This window comes from Kineosporia succinea, from assembly GCF_030811555.1.
GTDB lineage: Bacteria > Actinomycetota > Actinomycetes > Actinomycetales > Kineosporiaceae > Kineosporia > Kineosporia succinea.
On record NZ_JAUSQZ010000001.1, the window covers coordinates 5,824,127 to 5,841,074 of the forward strand.

A 16,948-nucleotide genomic window follows, 5' to 3' on the forward strand; every position below is an offset into this window, starting at 1 on the left:
TAGGTCATGATGTTGGTCGTGCCAACACCTATAGGCTGGCGACATGGACGAGATCCCCGACCGCCTGGCGAGCCGGCCGACCTGGCTGATCGGGCAGCTGACCCTGCACGGCCGGCGCCTGCTGGCCGAGGGGTGGGCCGAGGCCGGGGTGAAGGGGTACCACTACCGCCTGCTGGCGACCCTCGAGGAGTTCGGCCCGGCGAGTCAGGCGCAGCTCGGGCGGCGTTCCCGGATGGACCGCAGTGATGTCGTCGCCGCCGTGAACGCCCTCGAAGAGCTGGGTTTTGTGCACAAGACCCCCGATCCCGACCACGGCCGGCGCAACCGGGTGATGCTGACCGCAGCGGGCGCGGCTCAGCTGCGGCGTCTGGATCCCGTCGTCGACCGGGTGCAGGACGAACTGCTCGGGCCCCTGTCCGCGGCGGAGCGGGCGACCCTCGTGCGCCTGCTCGGCCAGGCCCTGCGCCATCACGAGCCCGGAGAAGGGGAATGAGCCCGGAACGCCGGGGCTGAGGGGCGCTTGCCGTTGTGTGGTCCCGGGCTGCGAGGAGGTGCCGGGCCGCGAGGAGGTGCCGGGCCGCGAGGAGGTGCCGGGCCGCGAGGAGGTGCCGGGCCGCGAAGAGGTGCCGGGCCGCGGAGGCCGGCCGTCGTCCTGCCCCTGCGGGCTGAGTACACAGACACCCGCTATACCCGATCGGTATAGGGGGTGGGTCTGCTCCCCGCGGAAGGGACATGGGGGTGCGGCGCAGTGGGCGGATCGCCGTGGCGTCCGGGCTGCCGTTTCAGCCCGCCGGGTGACAGTCTGTGTGTCCGAAACGACCGGAGAACAGACCGTCACCCCTGGGCGTCACCGCACCACCACGTCCACCATCGGGGTTTCAGAAGGTGTGCTCGGGCGCGGGGAACGTGCCCGCCTTGACGTCGGCGGTGTAGGCCGCCACCCCCTTGAGCAGCTCGCCGCGCAGGTCGGCGAACTGCTTCACGAAGCGGGGGAGCTTGCCGGTGTTCAGGCCGAACGCGTCCTGCCAGACCAGCACCTGGCCGTCGGTGCCGTTGCCCGCGCCGATGCCGATGGTCGGGATGTCCAGCTCGGCGGTCACTTTCGCGCCGACCTCGGCCGGCACCATCTCCATCAGCACGCAGAACGCACCGGCCTGCTGGGCGGCCAGGGCGTCGGCGAGCACCCGCTCGGACGCGTCGCCGCGGCCCTGCACCCGGTAGCCGCCGAGCGCGTGCTCGTACTGCGGGGTGAAGCCGATGTGCGCGCAGACCGGGATGCCGCCGTCGGTCAGGCGTTTGATCTGGGGGGCCATGGCGGCGCCGCCCTCGAGCTTGACCGCGGCCACCCCGGCCTCTTTCATGAACCGGGCCGCGGTGTCCCAGGCCTGCTCGGGGGAGCCCTGGTAGGAGCCGAACGGCAGATCGCCCATCACCAGCGCACGTTTCGCGTTCTGGGCCACGGCCCGGGCCAGCGGGATCAGCTCGTCGACGGTGACCGGCAGGGAGGTGCGGTGGCCGTAGACGTTGTTGCCCGCGGAGTCTCCGACGAGCAGCACGTCGATGCCGGCCTCGTCGAAGATCTGCGCGGTGTACATGTCGTAGGCGGTGAGCATCGTGAACTTCTCACCGCGGCGCTTCATCTCGCCCAGGTGGTGGGTGCGCACCCGCTTCGGGACCGGCCGGGTGCTTCCGTAGGGGGTGGGTTCTTCGGTGTTCGCCATCGAAACAGTCTTTCCTAGCGGGATTCGTCGTCGAGCGTGGGCAGGAGGCGCTCGGTCGCGGAGGTCATGTGCCGGCGCATCGCCTCGGCCGCGGCGATCGGGTCGTGGGCCTCGAGGCCGGCCAGGATCGCGCGGTGCTCGGCCAGGGTGAGCCGGGCGTGGTCGTCGTCGTTGAGGGCGCGCTCGACCCAGACCCGGATGAGGGAGCGGACGCTCTGGAGGGTGTCGCGCAGCAGGACGTTGTCGGCGCCGGAGGCCAGTTCGTGGTGGAAGAGCATGTCCGCGGTGACGAAACGGTGGTAGTCGCCGAGGCTGTTCTCCATCGTCTCGGTGTGCTCGCGCAGCGCTGTCAGTGACGTGTCGCTGATGCGCGTCGCGGCCAGCAGCGCCGCCTGCGTCTCCAGGCCCTGACGGACCTCGATGAGCTCCCGGGTCTTGTCCGAGTGCAGCAGGATTCCCCAGGACAGGGTCTGGGGGAGCAGCTCGGACGTTCCGCCGGACAGGTACGTTCCCGAGCCCGGGCGCACCGTGACGATGCCCAGGATCTCCAGCGCCGCCAGGGCTTCCCGCACCGCCGAGCGCCCCACGCCCATGTGCGTGGCGAGCTGACGCTCGGGAGGCAACCTGTCACCCTCGGCCAGCGAACCACTGGCTATGTAGTCCAGAAGGCGTCTTGTGACTTCGGCCATCGCCGTGGAGCTCTTGATCGTGCCCCCGAACGCGGAATCCAGTCCGCGTGAGTTGTCAACCACGCACGGAGCCTATCAACCGGTTGTCCAAAATTGGTCAACCGGTTGACAGGTGGACCGGACAGCACCACGATGTGCCAAGTCCGCAGATGCCCGCCCCCTGCGCCCTCATAGGAGAGGCTCGATGACGACGACGTCTTCCGATCAGTCGCAAAGCGACGTGGCCAAGTCGGCCATCAAGAAGGTCACGGTCCGGCTCGTGCCGTTCGTCGCCGTGATGTTCTTCATCAACTACCTGGACCGGTCCGCGATCGGCTTCGCCGGCCCCAACGGCATGGAAGCCGACCTGGGCCTGACGGCCGCGCAGTACGGATTCGCGTCCGGGATCTTCTTCGTCGGGTACATCCTGCTGGAAGTCCCCAGCAACATGGCCCTGCACAAGTTCGGCGCCCGGGTCTGGCTGGCCCGGATCATGATCACGTGGGGCATCGTCGCGGTGCTGTTCACCTGGGTGAACTCCTACGCCCAGCTCTCGTGGCTGCGGTTCGCCCTCGGTATCGCCGAGGCCGGGTTCTTCCCCGGCGCGATCCTGTACCTGAGCCTGTGGGTGCCGGCCCGTTACCGCGCCCGCACGCTCGGCCTGTTCTACCTGGCCCAGCCGCTCACCAGCATCATCGGCGCCCCGCTGGCCGGCTGGCTGATGACGCACGACGGGGCCTTCTTCGGCCTCGAGGGCTGGCGCTTCATGTTCCTCATGGTCGGTCTGCCCGCGGTGATCATGGGTGTCGTGGCCTGGTTCTACCTGGTCGACGACCCGAACAAGGTCAAGTGGCTGACCCCGGCCGAGCGCGAGTGGCTGACCAGCGAGCTCGCCGCCGAGGCCAAGGACAAGGCCGGCGCCGACTCGACCAAGGAGTCCGGCCACGGTCTGGCCGCCCTGAAGACGGCGTTCACCACGCCCCGCGTGTGGGCCCTGGCCGTCATCTACTTCGGCTTCATCTACGGCCTGTACACGCTCGCGTTCTTCCTGCCGACGATCATCGGTGACTTCGCCGAGCAGTACGACACCTCGTTCGGCCTGGTGCAGAAGGGCCTGATCACGGCCATCCCGTACGTGCCCGCCGCGATCGTGCTCTACCTGGTCTCGCAGCACGTCACCAGGAACGGCCTGAAGACGTACCACATCGCGGTTCCCGCCTTCACCGGCGCCGTGAGCGTGCCGCTGGCCCTGTTCGCCGGTTCGCCGGCGCTGACGATCGCCTGCATCGCCGTCACGGCCTGCTCGATCTTCGCGGCGCTGCCGAACTTCTGGACGCTGCCCACGCAGTTCCTCACCGGTGCCGCCGCCGCGGCCGGTATCGCCCTGATCAACACCTGGGGCAACCTGGCCGGTTTCGCCGCCCCCTACGTCACCGGCTGGATCCGGGACGCGAACGACGGCGACCTGAAGCTGGCGATGTTCGTCGTCGGCGCCGCGATGCTCCTGTCCTGCCTGACGATGCTGGGCCTGGCCCGCAGCGGCCGGGTCGACCCCGCCGAGCGCGTCCCGGTCCAGGCCGGGCACTGAGGCCCCGGGCCCGCAACGCCACGCACGGCCGGTGCCGGCCACCGGCGTCCTGAATCAGCTGTAACTCCGGAGGAAAACTGTCATGACTCGCTTGGTCAACGATCCGGCGGCCTTCGCCGACGAGATGACCGAGGGCTTCGTCGCCGCTCACGCCGACCGGGTGTGCGCCGTGCCCGGGGGCGTCGTTCGCGCCACCGAGGCCCCGGCCGGCCAGGTCGCCGTGGTCATCGGTGGCGGGTCGGGTCACTACCCCGCGTTCGCGGGACTGGTGGGCCCGGGTCTGGCCGACGGTGCCGTTCTCGGCAACGTGTTCGCGTCACCGTCGGCGCAGCAGGTGCACAGCGTCGGCCGGGCGGCCGAGCGGGGCGGGGGCATCCTGCTCAGCTACGGCAACTACGCCGGTGACTGCCTGAACTTCGACGCGGCGACGGAACGCCTGCAGGGCAACGGGATCGCCGTGCGGACGGTCCGGGTCACGGACGACATCGCCAGCGCCCCCGTCGCCGAGCGCCACAAGCGCCGCGGCATCGCGGGCGACCTGGTGGTCTTCAAGATCGCCGGGGCCGCCGCCGCGAAGGGCCACGACCTCGACCAGGTCACGGCCCTGGCCCAGCGGGCCAACGACCTCACCCGCACCATCGGCGTCGCGTTCTCCGGGTGCACGCTGCCCGGGGCGTCCGAGCCGCTGTTCACCGTGCCGGAGGGCCGCATGGCGGTCGGGCTGGGCATCCACGGTGAGCCGGGTCTGGAAGAGGTCGAGCTGCCCAGCGCCGACGGCCTCGCCCGGATCCTGGTGGAGAAGCTGCTGGCCGAGCTGCCCGAGGGTGTGACGGCCCGCGGTGGCCGGGCCGCGGTGCTGCTCAACGGCCTCGGCACGGTCAAGCACGAAGAGCTCTTCGTGACCTACCGCAAGGTGGCGCAGCTGCTCGAGGAGGCCGGCATCACCGCCGTCGGCCCCGAGGTGGGCGAGCTGTGCACCAGTTTCGACATGGCCGGGGTCTCGCTGACCCTCGCCTGGCTGGACGCCGAGCTGGAGGAACTGTGGCTCGCGCCCGCCGACAGCCCGGCGTTCCGGCGGGGTTCCGTGGTCTCGGGTCCTCGTCGCTCGTTGGTGACGGCCTCTGAGGATGTCGAGGAGATCGCCCCCACCACCGACGAGTCCCGCGAAGCAGCCGCGGTTCTCGTCGATCTCCTGAACGCGGTCGAGAACACCATCGACACCAATGTCGACGAGCTGGGCCGCATCGACGCGATCGCCGGGGACGGCGACCACGGCATCGGCATGCAGCGCGGGATCCGCGCGGCCGCGGCCGCCGGACGCGAGGCCTACGCGGCCGGGGCGGGTGCCGGCTCGGTGCTCACCACTGCCGCCGACGCCTGGGCCGACCGCGCCGGGGGTACCTCCGGGGCGCTGTGGGGGCTGGCCCTGCGCCGCATCGGCATGCGCATCGGCGACATCGACGTGCCCGACACGATCACCCTGGCCGAGGCCCTGCACGCCGCCCGCGAGGGCATCACCGAGACCGGGGGCGCGCAGATCGGTGACAAGACGCTGGTCGACGTGCTCATCCCGCTCGACGAGACCTTCAGTGCGGCAGCTGTTTCCGGTGCTTCCGGTCTGGAGGCCGCCGGTGCCGCCGCCGAGGCCGGCGAGAAGGCCGCCGAGGGCACCAGCCACCTGATCCCCAAGGCCGGTCGCGCCCGCACCCACGCCGAGCGCAGTCTCGGCACCCCCGACGCCGGTGCGGTCTCGCTCAGCCTGGTCGCCCGCACCGTTCACACCACCCTCACCCAGTAAAGAAGTTAGGTGGATCCCGCAATGAGCAAGCTCCGCATCGTGGTCGGCGCCGACGAGGCCGGTTTCGACTACAAGGAAGCCCTGAAGGCCGATCTGCTGGCCAGCGGCCTGGTCGACTCGGTCGTCGACGTGGCCGAGAGCCGCGACGAGCCGTACCCGGACGTGGCCATCGCCGCCGGTCAGCTCATCGCCTCGGGCCAGGCCGACCGCGCGCTGCTGGTGTGCGGCACCGGTCTGGGCGTGGCCATCGCGGCCAACAAGGTTCCCGGCATCCGCGCCGTCACCGCGCACGACAGCTTCTCGGTGGAGCGCTCGATCCTGAGCAACAACGCGCAGGTGCTGACCTTCGGCCAGCGCGTGGTCGGCCTGGAGCTGGCCCGCCGCCTCGCCAAGGAGTGGCTGACCTACACGTTCGACGACTCCTCGGCCTCCGCCGGCAAGGTCAGCCGGATCAGCGCCTACGAGGACGCCAACGCCAAATGAGCCGGACCTTCGGCGTGAGCCTCAAGATGTACATGGGCTACGACCAGACGCTGCGCTGGTGCCGGGACGTGGCCGCCACCTGCGGTGACCACCCGGTGCTGCAGGACGGCTCGACGCGGCTGTTCATCGCCCCGACCTTCCCGGCGGTGCCGGCGGCGCGGGAGATCTTCCGCGGCACGCCGATCGCGGTCGGCGCGCAGAACCTGGCCGAGGCCGACTCCGGTGCGTTCACCGGCGAGGTCGGCGGTCCGGTGCTGCGCGAGGCCGGAGCCCTGTACGTCGAGGTGGGTCACGCCGAACGGCGCCGTCTGTACGGTGAGGACGAGAACGTCGTCGCCGCGAAGACCGCGGCCGCGCTGCGCAACGGCCTGGTGCCGGTGCTGTGCATCGGTGAGCCCGAGCCGGTTTCGGCCGAGGAGGCCGCCGCCGAGTGCGTGCGTCAGCTGGTCAGCGCCCTGCAGACCAGCGACCGGCGGGGTCTGGGCGGCAACGTCGTCGTGGCCTACGAGCCGATCTGGGCGATCGGCGCCGCGGAACCGGCCGGGGACGGGCACATCTCGGCCGTCTGCGCGGCCCTGCGCGAGGCGATCGCCAAGCGTCCCGGGCACCCCGACAGCAACGTGATCTACGGCGGCAGCGCCGGCCCGGGTCTGTACTCGCGGCTCGGCGGCAGCGTGGACGGCGTGTTCCTGGGCCGTTTCGCGCACGACCCGCAGGCACTGAAGGCCGTACTGGACGAAGGGCTGGCAGCATGAGCACGACGATCGGCCTGAGCACCTACTCGTTCTTCTGGCAGTGGCACGCGGAGACCGTGGCCGAGCCGATCACGCTCACCGGCATGATCGACAAGACCGCCGCGCTGGGTGCCACCCTGCTGCAGATCTGCGACTACCCGCTGATCGAGTCGTACACCGACGAGGAACTGAGAATCCTCAAGGCGTACGGTGACTCGAAGGGTGTCACGTTCGAGCTCGGCACCCGCGGGGTCACCCCCGAGCACCTGGCGCTGTACCTGCGCCTGGCGCAGGCGCTGGACGTGACCCTGGTGCGCAGCATGCTCTACACGGCCACCTCGCGTCCCACTGCTTCCGAAGCGGAACAGATGCTTAAGGACGCGGTGGTCGGGTACGAGGCGGTGGGTGTCACTCTCGCTCTGGAGACGTACGAGCAGGTGTCCTCCTCTGTCCTCGTCGACATCGTGACCGCGGTCGGCTCGCCGAACCTCGGCATCTGCCTGGACCCGGCCAACTGCGTGGCCGCCCTCGAGCACCCGGCCGACGTGGTGCGCCGCACCGCGCCCCTGGTGAAGAACATTCACGTGAAGGACTTCTCGTTCAGCCGTCGTGACGGCTGGGTCGGCTTCACCCTGGCCTCCTGCCCGCTGGGTGAGGGGCAGCTGGACTACCACGGCATGATCGCCGCCGTCGGCCCGGCCGAGAAGAACATCAACCAGATCATCGAGCACTGGGTGCCGTGGCAGGGAGACAGCGCCACGACCATCGCGCTCGAAGACGCCTGGACCTCTAAAAATCTGGAAACCCTGAGGAGTTACGCGAAATGAGCGACAAGCAGCTGACCATCGCCGTCATCGGCGCCGGTGGCAAGATGGGCATGCGGGTCTCCAACAACCTGCAGCGCAGCAGCCACACCGTGTTCTACGTCGAGAACGGCGAGGCCGGTAAGGCGCGCACCCTCGAGGCCGGCCGTGAGCTGTCCGAGGCCGCGGACGCCGTCAAGAACGCCGACGTCGTCATCCTGTCGGTCCCCGACATCGCGCTCGGCCCGGTCTCGGCCGAGATCGTGCCGCAGGTCAACCCGGGCACCGTCGTGCTGACGCTCGACCCGGCCGCCGCGTACGCGAACCTGCTCTTCCGCCGTGACGACATCGAGTACGTCGTGGCCCACCCGTGCCACCCGTCGGTGTTCCTGCAGCGCAAGACCCAGGCCGAGCTCGACGACACCTTCGGTGGCATCGCCGCCGCCCAGGACGTCGTCGCCGCGATCGAGTCCGGCGACGCCGAGAAGCAGGCCATCGCCGAAGAGGTCATCAAGCTCATGTACGCCCCGGTGCTGGACGTGCACTGGGTGACCGTCAAGCAGCTGGCCTACCTCGAGCCCACCCTGGTCGAGGTCGTCGCCTGCATGATCGGTGACCTGCTCAACGAGGCGCTGCTCGAGACCGTCAACAAGGTCGGTGTGCCCGAGCCCGCCGCCCGCGCCATGCTCATGGGTCACGTGCAGGTCGCCCTGGCCAACGGCCTGCGGGGCGACAACCCGTTCTCCGACGCGTGCCTCATCGCGATGGACTACGGTCGTGAGAAGCTCATCAAGGACGACTGGAAGAGCATCTTCGACGACACCGAGCTGGACAACGTGCTCAAGCAGATGCTGCACCTGGACCACATCCACCGCTGATCGGCGGCTGATCCGCTCCATCCCCCAGAACGGGCCGTCTGCACTGCACAGCCGGCCTGGCACGACCGAGGGCCTTCCTTCCCCGACCGGGAGGAAGGCCCTCGGCCTTTGGCGAGTTTCCCCGGAACGGCGGTGCGTGTCCCGCTAGGTTGGGGGCACTCGACGCGAAGGAGAACCCGTGGGCAAGGTCGTCCTGTACGCGTCGGTGTCGGTCGACGGTTTCGTCGCCGACGAGAACGACCAGCCCGGGCCCCTGTTCGAGTGGCTGGTCAGTGGTGACGTCCCGCTCGACGCGAGCGGCCAGCTGAAGGTGTCGCAGGCGTCCTACGACTGGACCCGTCCGTACTGGGACCGGATCGGGGTGACGATCGCCGGGCGCCACGTCTTCGACCTGACCGGCGGCTGGGACGGCAAGCCCCCCAGCGGCATCGATCACGTGGTCGTCGTGACGCACCGGCCGCCGCCCGGTGGCTGGGACCCCGGGGCGCCGTTCCACTTCGTCGACGGCGTTCGGGCGGCCGTGGCCCGGGCGCAGGAACTGGCGGGTGAGCGCATCGTCGAGGTCTCGGCCGGTGACGTCGGGGGTCAGGTGCTGGCCGCGGGCCTGGTCGACGAGGTGCGCATGGATGTCGTCCCCGTCGTGTTCGGTTCGGGCAAGCACTTCTTCGGGGCGGTCGACGCGCAGCACCGGCTGGGCGACCCGGACGCGGTGATCCAGGGGCAGCGTGTGCTCCACCTGCGGTACCCGGTGCGCCGCTGAGCCCGGCCACCTCTGTGCTCCGGCGGCCCGGTCCGCCCGGCCCGGCCTGACCACGCCACGATCGCCGGCCTCGGGGGCCGGGTCACGACCACACCCGCCCGGCCACCCGGAACCCGCCGGGCCGCGACCAGAGGTGAGACCGCGCGTCCGCCCTCAGGTTTCTCGCCGGCCGCCGGCCGCGTACCGCGCGGTGGCCGTGCGCACCGCCTCGTCCACCACCTCCGTCACCCGTTCGGGAGTGACACTCCAGCCGGGGATCAGGAGCCGGGGCCAGAACAGGTAGTTCGAGATCATGCCCAGGAACTGGGTGGCGGCCAGGTCGGCGTCGTCGACCCGGGCCGTGCCGGCGGCGTGCTCGGCGAGGAAGTAGTCGCGGACGGCCGCGAAGTAGGGCAGCTTGCCGTGCGAGAACTGCGCGCCCGCCAGTTCGGGGAAGCGCGGCAGCTCGGCGATGACAATGCGGAACAGGTCGGCCAGCTCGCGGCGGCCGAGCAGCTCGGCGTAGCGGACGCCGATCGTGGTGAGGCCGCCGCTCAGGTCGCCCGCGGGCGGGGGCGCGCTCTCGTCGGCCGGTGACCAGGACGTGGTGATCATGGCGTCGAACAGGGCCGCCTTGGTGGGGAACTGCTTGAAGAGCGTGGCCCGCGAGACCCCGGAGCGCTCGGCGATGCGCGCCAGCGACGTGCGGTCGTAGCCCAGTTCCAGGAACAGCGCGGTGGCCGCCTCCAGGATCTGCGAGCGCTTCTCCTCGGCGACGCGCTGGTGGTAGCTGGGCAGGTCGGGGCTCATCCCCTCATGGTAGCGAGGTGAGTGGCTTGACTCGCCTCTGCGGGGTGGTCTAGCGTCCCAGTCAGTGGTGAGTCGTCCGACTCGCCACTTGGAACATCCCGACCGGAGGACCCTTCATGACCCGCTTCATCCGACAGACCGTGCTCGTCACCGGAGGCAGTGGCGGGCAGGGGGCCAGCCACGTGCGCGCTTTCCACGCCGAGGGGGCGAACGTGGTGATCGGCGACGTCGACGCCGTGCGCGGTGCGGCGCTGGCCGACGAACTAGGCGACCGGGCCCGGTTCGTGCGGCTCGACGTCACCGACGAGAAGTCCTGGGAATCGGCGGTTTCGGTGGCCGAGGAGTCGTTCGGCTCTCTCGGCGTCCTGGTGAACAACGCCGGGGTGCAGAACCCGCCGGTGCCCATCGAGAACACGGACGCCTCCACCTGGGCGCGGATCCTCGACATCAACCTGACGGGGACCTTCCTCGGCATCAAGGCGGCGACCCCGGCGCTGCGCCGGGCCGGCGGTGGGGCGGTCGTCAACATCGCCTCGACCATGGGCCTGGGAGGCACGGCCCTGTACGCGCCCTACGTCGCGAGCAAGTGGGCGGTACGCGGGCTGACGCGGACGGCCGCGCTCGAACTGGGCCGAGACCGCATCCGGGTCAACGCGATTCACCCCGGGGTGATCGCGACGGCCTTCATCAACGAGCCGGCCGCGGGTGCCGCCGCCCCGATCGCCGACTTCTTCTCGCCCGCCCCGTTCGCCGTCCCGAGGCTGGGGGAGCCGGCCGACGTCACGCGGCTCCTGTTGTTCCTGGCGTCCGCCGACGCGTCCTTCATCACCGGTGCGGAATACGTGATCGACGGCGGGCTGCAGCTGGGGCCGGCCCTGCAGCACCAGTGAGCACCCCGTTGCCGGCCGACCTGCCCGAACCGGTGCGGCGGGCCATCGAGATCACCCCCGCCGCCGGCACCCGGGAGCGGATCATCGACATCACCACCACCGGCCGCCGCACGGGCCGCCCCCGCCGGATCGAGATCTTCTTCTACCGCGCGCTGGGTAACACCTACCTGTGCAGCGGTGCCGGTGGGGGAGCGACGGACTGGCACGCGAACCTCCTCGCGCACCCGGACTTCGTCGTCCACCTGAAGAACGGGGTGCACGCGGACCTGCCCGCCCGCGCCGAGACCGTGACCGATCCGCACGAGCGCCAGGCCGTGCTCACCCACATCGTGGCCGACCTGAACCAGCCGCACGACCCCGGCACCATCCGGCCCACCCGCCTGGAGGACTGGGCCGGAAGCCGGCTGATGCGTGTCACCTTCGGACCGGCGACCGGGTAGCGCACGGCGCGGCGGGCGACCAGGCCGGCCAGGTGCGCCCGCTCGGTCATCTCGTCGCGCCGCAGACCCGGGGTGAACACCGGGATGCCGGCCCGCTCGGGGGAGGAGTGCTCATGACGCCGCCGCAGGAAATGACCCCGCTCGTCACGGTTGACGAGGGGGCCGGAGGCTGCGGGGTTCGCGGGTGGCACTATCGCCCGGCGCCCGGCGCATCCCCCGAGGTGAGCAGCGTGCGGGCGGCGTGCCGCGCGTCATCGATCGCCGTCGTGCTCGCCCCGGCCGTGTGCAGCACCAGGGTGCCCTCGTAGAGCAGGTGCAGGTGGGCGCCGCGGGCCGGATCACCGGTGAGGTGGTCGAAGAGCGCTCGCATCCAGGCCTTCTCGGCGTGGATCACGGGCAGCGCCGGGTGGTCGGTGTTGCCCAGTTCGGCGTGCGCGTTGACGAACGCGCACCCCCGGCGCTGCGTGCCCATCCAGGCCTCGAGCACGTCGAAGACCTGCAGGGCACCCGGGTTCTCGTCGTCGAGGCGCTCGAGCAGGAACGCGCGCCACCGGTGGGCCCGTTGCAGGAGGTACAGGGCGACGAGGGCGTCCTTGGAGCCGAAGCGGTCGTACAGGGTCTTCTTCGTCGTGCCCGCGGTCTCGGCGATCAGGTCGACACCCACCGCCCGCACCCCGCGCTCGTAGAACAGGTCGCTCGCCGCGTCCAGCAGCCGGGTGCCGGCGTTGGTCAGGGGTGGCAGCGGCTGCATCGCGGGCAGGAGAGGGGCCGGGGTGGTGTCGGACAGTGTGGCGATGGACAGCACGGCGGTTCTCCCTGGGCGATGGCCGGACCGTCAGTATACCGACCTGTCTACCTCAGGTGGCGGGACGGCCGCGCCGCCGGGACCCGCCCCGGAAGCCCAGCACCAGCACGGCCAGCCCGCCCAGCACCAGCAGCAGCGTGCCCAGGCGGCTGCCGGTGACGCCCCTGAACGCGTCCGACAGCCGTTGCGTCAGGTTCCGCTCGGGCAGCGGCACCGAACCACCCAGCCAGGTGCTGCCGTCGGCCGAGGTGGTCAGCCGCTCGAGCGACGAGGCCACGGCGCCGGGCAGGTCGGCGTGCTCCTGGGCCATCTGCTCGGCGCTGATGCCGGTCAGCTTCAGCGTGGTCAGGTCGACTCCGCCGGTGACGTAGGTGTGCCGGTAACGCTCACCGCCCTCGGTCGTGGTCGTCGTGTACGTGAACTCCTTGCTGCGGAAGGCCTTCACGTAGTCGTCGAACACGTCCAGCGGCTTCCAGCCCGAGGTCAGCGGGGCCAGCCCGAGGTCGCCGGAGTCGAGCACGTCGTCGAACGAGGTGGGCCTGCCCTCGGCGTGCCGGTCGCGGATCCACTGCGCGATCACCCGCGTGACGAACAGCCGCCGCACGGCCGCGTACTGGGGCGCGGTGTTCACCGCCTTGACGATCTCGGGCAGGATCAGCCGGCGTTCGAGGTCGTCCTTGGCCTTGACCACGGCGTCGGACTCGTTCGGGCAGGCGTCGACGTCGGAGTCGGGCAGGTCGACCGGGGCCGTCTTCACGTCGAGCTCGGCGCGCAGCACGTACAGCGAGTCGCCGTCGGCCCGCACCTCGACCCTGCCCGGCGTGATCCAGGCCCGTGAGGTCGAGCAGGTGCTGCCGATGCGCTCCAGCTCCCGCCAGTACGCCGCGCCGGTGCGGGTGTCCGGGTCGAGCAGCGCGCCCTCGGTGCGCTTCATCTCGAAGTCCGCCTCCAGCATGACCTTTCCGGCGTTGGTGCGGCCCAGGTCGGCGTCCACGATGCGCTCGGGCTCGTTCGGGTTCAGGTTCACCCAGAATTTCTCGGGGGTCAGCGCGATCCAGGTGCGCAGGTCGTCGGCCGCGGTGGCGACGGCCCCGGTGGCCAGGTCGTCGCTCTGGTAGCCGGACGTGAGCTCCTGCCCGGAGAACGAGTACCGCAGCCCGCCCGAGCCCGGGCTGTCGGACAGGTAGCGCATCTGCAGGCTGGTGAAATCGATGCCTCCGAGCGCGGATTCGGACGGTGAGGCCAGGGCGTCCATCAGCGGGCTCTCGCCGCAGCCGGCCGTCAGGGCCAGCGCCAGCACGCCGCCGCCGCCCGACAGCGCACCCGCCGGGGTCTGGCAGGCGGGCGGGCTCTGCCCGGTCGCGGTCGTCAGGGCGCCGGTGTGCTGGGCTGCCGCCTGCTTGCCCTGCGCCGAGGCCGTCGCCCGCTGCACCTTGCGGATCGCGACCATCTTGCCCTTCTTGCGGGCGACGATCTGGGCCGATTCCTTCTTGTTGGTCTTCGTCTCGTAGGGCGCGAACGACAGCACCCGGTTCTGGGCGTAGACCTTCTTCGGGATGATCTTGCGGCAGCGGCTCGGGCAGGGCTCCCGGGGCGTGGCGACGGCGAGCTGGTCGTCCCAGACGTCCTGGGCGATCGCGTCGGCCCGGCCCAGGTCCTGCTGCACCTTCGTCGCCTTCTCCCGGGCGAGCAGGCCCTCGAGCACGGCCAGCTGGATGCGGTACCGGACCGCCTGCTCACCGTGCAGGTTGGGCGTCTCACCCGCGGCGGAGCTCGGTTTGGTGAAGTTCATCGCCGAGACCAGCACCAGCCTGCGGTCGGTGGGCGGGTTCGCCCCGTAGACCTCCGCGAAGAGCGCCGGGTTGCTGCCGGCGTCGTAGACGTGGGTCCAGGCGTTCAGGTTGCGCTCGGTGCGCAACCGGGCCCCCCGGTCGTCGTCGAGGAGATTGGCCAGTGCCTCGGGGGAGAGGGAGGTGCCCGACCCGGCACCGGCGACCAGCGGCACCTCGAAGACGGCGGTGGCCGGGTTCATCGACGAGCTGAAGTCGCCGAAGCGGGCCCACTGATCGATGACGGCCTGCCACAGCGGGCTTTTCATCATGTCCTCGACCTCGGCCAGCTCGTCGGCCGACAGGCCGGGGCTGGTGGGTGAAGGGGCGGGCGCACCGGCCGGGAGGACGTGCGGGGCCTGGGCGAACGGCGCGGCCTGCGCGGGTGGGGCCAGGAGCGCAGCCCCGAGCACCCCGGCGACCAGCCCGAGCAGCGCGCGGTGGGTCACGGCTTCCCGGTCGGCGGGATCCCGACCGAGTCCAGGTACTCGTCCGCCGCCAGCTCGGTGCGGGCCCCGCGGTCCACCAGTTTCTTCAGCACGGCCGCGGCCAGCGCCACGGCGAGCACGGCCAGGATCGCCACCCCGGTCAGTGACGTGCCGGTGGAACAGACGCCCGGGCTGCCCAGACCGTCCGCGAGACTGAAACTGATCGTCGGCTTGTACCCGATGCCGACGTCGCACGCCGAGGCCGGGTGCGCCGAGAGCAGCTGGCCGACCACGATGATCGCGAGGATCCCGGCGGCCCGGATCGCGGTGACCGCACCCCGGCGGCCGAAGAGGATCGACGTCATGACTGGGCCTCCACCGTCCCGCTGCGCAGCGCGAGCACCCGGGCCCGCAACCGCTCCCGTTCCGCCACGTCTTCGGGCTCCGGGTTCCGGGATCCCGAAACCCAGTGCCACGTACCCAGATCGAGCTGCGCCCGGTGCAGACGGCGCAGCGCCCGCACACCGGCCGGGCCCTGACGACGGGCCGCGCCCACAGTCACCCAGGCCCGGGTCGCGGGGTCGGTGAGCACCACGACGTCCGCCGGGGTGACCGCCCCCGAACCGCTGCCCATCTCGGTGGTGAGGGCCGCGCGGGCCCGGACCGCCCGCGTCCTCAGTCCCGACCGCAGCAGCAACCCGACCAGCACCACGAACGGGGCCTCGACCAGCAGCAGGATGCCGGGGGAGACGATCAGGGTGTCGAAGGCGCCGCCGACGGCCAGATGCGGGCGCAGCAGGTGCGAGAGCCAGCCGGTGACGAGCTCGTTGGCCACGTTCGCGCCCACGGCCGCCATGATCGAGGCGGCCGCGAGAAGCCGTGCCCGCCGCCGGTCCTCGAGCTCGAACGCCACCGCCAGCCCGGCCCCGAGCAGCGCGAAGAACGTCACCGGACCGGTCAGCAGGGTGACGACCTGCCGCACCCAGAACTCGAAACCGCCCGTGGCCCCGGTGAAGAAGCTCGACAGCGAACCCCACAGCTTGATGAACAGCACACTCTCGACCAGCGTGACGCCCAGCCCCGTGGCCGCGCCGATCGCCAGCCCGGTGACCACGTCGATCACCTGGCGGCGCAGCAGGATCAGCAGCACGGCCACGCCCCCGGCCGCGGCCAGCGGCGTGAGCACGGTCAGGTGCAGGATCACGACGTTCAGCACCGTGAACTGGTCACTGACCAGCCCGGCCAGGTCGAGGTTGGCGGTCTGCTCGGCGAGATCCTGCCCCAGGTAGGCGGTCACGGTGCCGTAGGCCATGGAGCTGCAGGCCCGCGCGAAACCCCAGACCACGAGCGCACCCCAGGCGAACGCGGAGACCAGCACCGGCCACGGCAGACGTGTGTACTGCTGCAGGCCGTTGATCAGCAGCAGCGCCGCGACGGTGGTGGGCACGCAGAGCAGGGCGATCGGCAGCCACTGGCCCACGATCGTCAGGGGGATCAGCGCGAACGGCCCGAGCAGCGCGACCAGGGCGGCGCGGGTCAGCACGATCGCCTGACGGCTGCCGGCCGGGTGGCGCATCGCGACGAACTGCAGCACCAGCCCGATGCCGAGCGCGACGAGCACGGCCCAGAACACCAGCTGCGGAAGGTGGAACAGGCGCTGGGCGTCGCCGGAACCGCCCTCGGGCACCGGGGCCAGCACGGTCAGCGAGGGCTCGTGGTCGACCAGGCGCGGGCGCACCAGGTTGAGCAGGATCTCCAGCAGGTAGAACCCGACCATCAGGCGGGCGATGAACAGTGCGCGCAGCTGCGCGCGGTCGACCTGCTCCGCGACGCTCATGAGTCACCCCCGGACAGGTTCGAAAGGTCAGGTAGCTCAGGCATGTCCGGGAGTTCCGGGAAGCCGGTCGGGAGCTCGGTGGAGAAGTCGGTCGGGAAGTCCGTGGGGAAGTCTGTCGGGAGGTCGGTCGGGAGCTCGGTGGGAATGTCGGTGGGGAGCTCTGTCGGCAGGTTGCTCGGAAGGCCGCTGGGCAGTTCCGTCGGCAGCCCGGTCGGCAGTCCGGTCGGCAGCTCCGTCGGGAGCCCGGTGGGCAGACTCGGGACCGGCAGGTCGGGGAGTTCGGGCTGGGTGTACCAGGCGAACCCGACCAGCAGCGACAGCACGAACAGACCCGCGCCGATGCCCCCGCCGATGAGCACGAGCCGTTGCGGATCAGTGCCCCCGGGCTCGCGCCGCTCGTCGGGCGCAGCCGTCTTGTCAGGCGCAGCCGTGTCGTCGTCACGATCCATGATTCCCCTGTCCCCATGCCCCCCGGCGATGTGGCGGCAACTGTACCC

Annotated in this window: 18 protein-coding genes; 10 read left to right on the forward strand and 8 right to left on the reverse strand. The window is 71.0% G+C overall.

All coding sequences use genetic code 11. The features are described 5' to 3' along the window. Window positions 1-43: 43 nt before the first annotated feature. Complete coding sequence (locus J2S57_RS25295) at window positions 44-493, forward strand: MarR family winged helix-turn-helix transcriptional regulator (RefSeq protein ID WP_307247349.1); 450 nt, start codon at window positions 44-46, stop codon at window positions 491-493. Window positions 494-878: 385 nt separating this feature from the next. On the opposite strand, the gene panB is transcribed toward J2S57_RS25295, so the two are convergent. Continuing rightward, a complete protein-coding gene (panB, locus tag J2S57_RS25300) occupies window positions 879-1,721 on the reverse strand; it encodes a 3-methyl-2-oxobutanoate hydroxymethyltransferase (protein WP_307247351.1) in 843 nt (280 codons plus the stop codon). A 14-nt stretch (window positions 1,722-1,735) separates the two neighbouring features. After that, entirely contained in the window at window positions 1,736-2,473 is a 738-nt protein-coding gene (locus J2S57_RS25305) for a FadR/GntR family transcriptional regulator (protein ID WP_307247352.1), read from the reverse strand. Window positions 2,474-2,594: 121 nt separating this feature from the next. Between J2S57_RS25305 and J2S57_RS25310 the strand changes: the two genes are divergently transcribed. The 7 genes from J2S57_RS25310 to J2S57_RS25340 all read left to right on the forward strand — a co-directional run bounded on the left by J2S57_RS25310 (window position 2,595) and on the right by J2S57_RS25340 (window position 9,433). Beyond that, window positions 2,595-3,977 (forward strand): MFS transporter, encoded by a 1,383-nt coding sequence (locus J2S57_RS25310; RefSeq protein ID WP_307247354.1) that lies wholly within the window; start codon window positions 2,595-2,597, stop codon window positions 3,975-3,977. 82 nt (window positions 3,978-4,059) lie between these two features. Next, window positions 4,060-5,775 carry a dihydroxyacetone kinase family protein gene (locus J2S57_RS25315; protein ID WP_307247357.1) on the forward strand — a complete coding sequence of 572 codons (1,716 nt, stop codon included), beginning with the start codon at window positions 4,060-4,062 and terminating at the stop codon, window positions 5,773-5,775. 21 nt (window positions 5,776-5,796) lie between these two features. Next, window positions 5,797-6,258 (forward strand): ribose-5-phosphate isomerase, encoded by a 462-nt coding sequence (locus J2S57_RS25320; RefSeq protein WP_307247359.1) that lies wholly within the window; start codon window positions 5,797-5,799, stop codon window positions 6,256-6,258. Beyond that, the gene (locus J2S57_RS25325) at window positions 6,255-7,013 is read left to right on the forward strand and encodes a triose-phosphate isomerase family protein (RefSeq protein WP_307247361.1); all 759 of its coding nucleotides are present in this window, start codon (window positions 6,255-6,257) and stop codon (window positions 7,011-7,013) included. Before J2S57_RS25320 ends, J2S57_RS25325 begins: the two co-directional genes overlap by 4 nt. Continuing rightward, window positions 7,010-7,819, forward strand: coding sequence for a sugar phosphate isomerase/epimerase family protein (locus J2S57_RS25330; protein ID WP_307247364.1), 810 nt, complete (start codon window positions 7,010-7,012; stop codon window positions 7,817-7,819). Before J2S57_RS25325 ends, J2S57_RS25330 begins: the two co-directional genes overlap by 4 nt. Beyond that, window positions 7,816-8,673 carry a phosphogluconate dehydrogenase C-terminal domain-containing protein gene (locus tag J2S57_RS25335; RefSeq protein ID WP_307247366.1) on the forward strand — a complete coding sequence of 286 codons (858 nt, stop codon included), beginning with the start codon at window positions 7,816-7,818 and terminating at the stop codon, window positions 8,671-8,673. The genes J2S57_RS25330 and J2S57_RS25335 overlap by 4 nt, the downstream gene beginning before the upstream one ends. A 178-nt stretch (window positions 8,674-8,851) precedes the next feature. Continuing rightward, on the forward strand, window positions 8,852-9,433 hold the full coding sequence (locus J2S57_RS25340; protein ID WP_307247368.1) for a dihydrofolate reductase family protein: 582 nt from the start codon (window positions 8,852-8,854) through the stop codon (window positions 9,431-9,433). Between the two features lie 153 nt (window positions 9,434-9,586). On the opposite strand, the gene J2S57_RS25345 is transcribed toward J2S57_RS25340, so the two are convergent. Further along, complete coding sequence (locus J2S57_RS25345; protein WP_307247370.1) at window positions 9,587-10,222, reverse strand: TetR/AcrR family transcriptional regulator; 636 nt, start codon at window positions 10,220-10,222, stop codon at window positions 9,587-9,589. 116 nt (window positions 10,223-10,338) lie between these two features. On the opposite strand from J2S57_RS25345, the gene J2S57_RS25350 reads away from it, so the two are divergent. Together J2S57_RS25350 and J2S57_RS25355 are read left to right on the forward strand one after the other, a co-directional pair. After that, window positions 10,339-11,112, forward strand: a complete 774-nt coding sequence (locus tag J2S57_RS25350) for a glucose 1-dehydrogenase (RefSeq protein ID WP_307247372.1) — start codon at window positions 10,339-10,341, stop codon at window positions 11,110-11,112. Then, the gene (locus tag J2S57_RS25355; RefSeq protein WP_307247374.1) at window positions 11,109-11,552 is read left to right on the forward strand and encodes a nitroreductase/quinone reductase family protein; all 444 of its coding nucleotides are present in this window, start codon (window positions 11,109-11,111) and stop codon (window positions 11,550-11,552) included. Before J2S57_RS25350 ends, J2S57_RS25355 begins: the two co-directional genes overlap by 4 nt. A 190-nt stretch (window positions 11,553-11,742) precedes the next feature. Here the strand turns inward: J2S57_RS25355 and J2S57_RS25360 are convergent, their stop codons facing one another. The 5 genes from J2S57_RS25360 to J2S57_RS25380 are packed head-to-tail and all read right to left on the reverse strand — an operon-like array spanning window position 11,743 to window position 16,900. Beyond that, the gene (locus J2S57_RS25360; protein WP_307247376.1) at window positions 11,743-12,357 is read right to left on the reverse strand and encodes a TetR/AcrR family transcriptional regulator; all 615 of its coding nucleotides are present in this window, start codon (window positions 12,355-12,357) and stop codon (window positions 11,743-11,745) included. A gap of 52 nt (window positions 12,358-12,409) precedes the next feature. Next, window positions 12,410-14,635 (reverse strand): hypothetical protein, encoded by a 2,226-nt coding sequence (locus J2S57_RS25365; RefSeq protein WP_307247378.1) that lies wholly within the window; start codon window positions 14,633-14,635, stop codon window positions 12,410-12,412. Continuing rightward, the gene (locus tag J2S57_RS25370) at window positions 14,632-14,979 is read right to left on the reverse strand and encodes a hypothetical protein (RefSeq protein WP_307247380.1); all 348 of its coding nucleotides are present in this window, start codon (window positions 14,977-14,979) and stop codon (window positions 14,632-14,634) included. Before J2S57_RS25370 ends, J2S57_RS25365 begins: the two co-directional genes overlap by 4 nt. Next, window positions 14,976-16,451, reverse strand: coding sequence for a PrsW family intramembrane metalloprotease (locus J2S57_RS25375; protein WP_307247381.1), 1,476 nt, complete (start codon window positions 16,449-16,451; stop codon window positions 14,976-14,978). Before J2S57_RS25375 ends, J2S57_RS25370 begins: the two co-directional genes overlap by 4 nt. Then, the gene (locus J2S57_RS25380; protein WP_307247383.1) at window positions 16,448-16,900 is read right to left on the reverse strand and encodes a PT domain-containing protein; all 453 of its coding nucleotides are present in this window, start codon (window positions 16,898-16,900) and stop codon (window positions 16,448-16,450) included. The genes J2S57_RS25375 and J2S57_RS25380 overlap by 4 nt, the downstream gene beginning before the upstream one ends. Window positions 16,901-16,948 lie beyond the last annotated feature (48 nt).